Origin of the sequence: Streptomyces sp. NPDC002130, assembly GCF_040296465.1 — a bacterium.
Taxonomy (GTDB): Bacteria; Actinomycetota; Actinomycetes; order Streptomycetales; family Streptomycetaceae; genus Streptomyces.
In genome coordinates, this window is record NZ_JBEOXI010001271.1 from 1 (window position 1) to 1,038 (window position 1,038).

General features: G+C 59.1%; 2 protein-coding genes. Both read right to left on the bottom strand.

The genetic code is table 11. The features are described from left to right. Nucleotides 1–8: 8 nt before the first annotated feature. Nucleotides 9–806: a WecB/TagA/CpsF family glycosyltransferase gene (locus ABT116_RS50195; protein ID WP_351648513.1), complete on the bottom strand. Its 798-nt coding sequence runs from the start codon at nucleotides 804–806 to the stop codon at nucleotides 9–11. A gap of 5 nt (nucleotides 807–811) precedes the next feature. After that, nucleotides 812–1,038, bottom strand: a 227-nt coding sequence (locus ABT116_RS50200; protein WP_351648515.1) for a hypothetical protein, incomplete at its 5' end; no start/stop codon positions are given.

A 1,038-nucleotide genomic window follows, 5' to 3' on the forward strand; every position in this document is an offset into this window, starting at 1 on the left:
GATCTCGCTCATGCGTGTCCTCTCGAACGGCCGAGGAACTTTCGAATGTCGCGCGATGCCAACCGGACGAATGTCGAGTTACCGAACAGGTAGCGCCGCCACAGACGTTTGGGTTCCGATGCAAGTCGATACATCCACTCGAATCCCGAATTTCGTACGAAAGACGGTGCCTCAGAAACGGTTCCGGCCAAGAAGTCGAAGGCCGCGCCGACACCGACGGCCACGTAGTCGGTTCGATCCGCTATCGCCTTCGTGACAAAATCCTGCTTCGGCGCTCCCAAGCCGACCCACACGATGTCCGGCGCCGACGGACCGACCTTCGTGATGATGTCATCGACGAACTCCTTGCTGAACGCGGCAAACGGCGGGGCGTAAGTGCCAGCCACCGTGATGCCCGGGTACAACTCTTCCACTCGATCCGTCAAAAGACTCAACGTCTCTTCTGTCGTGCCGACAAAATGGTGACGAAGGCCGTAGCGGCGCCCCTTGTCCAAGGTGGCCTCGAAGAACGATGGACCCCGGACTGGTCGAACACCGACGTGATCGGAAGCGGTGGCGCCGATAAGGCGCATCACCCAACTGACCGGGGTTCCGTCTGCGAAGTTCACACCGGGGCCCTTCAAAATCGCGGAGTAGTCACGATCGTTGTGCGCCGCCGACACGCAGTAGGAATTCGACAACCTCACGGAGACTCCGGTTCCTGCTCCCTCTCGTCTGTCGTTGACTACCCAATCGGTAGCTCTCTCGAGATTGGTCGCGGCAAACGGAATGCCACCCACCTCGATGACCTCGAACGGACTGCTCATCTGTCTCACCACTTTTCAGCGTTCCTTTGTTGACGTTCATTGCACTGGCCGTAGCTGCGCGACAAGACCGATTTCAACCGAGATCGAGTCCAATCACGCTGCGGTTCAAAGAGAGAAAGCTCTGTCTCGACAACCGATCGAGCGATACGCGAGACGAGAGTCGACGCCGGCGCAACCGGGATCGCCACAGCGTTCCTACCGGCCAGTGTCGGTACACCGCCGAGATCCAAAC

Bases quoted from the DNA above. Each gene is read 5' to 3' on its own strand.
- ABT116_RS50195 (WP_351648513.1), bottom strand. From the start codon at position 806: ATGAGCAGTCCGTTCGAGGTCATCGAGGTGGGTGGCATTCCGTTTGCC.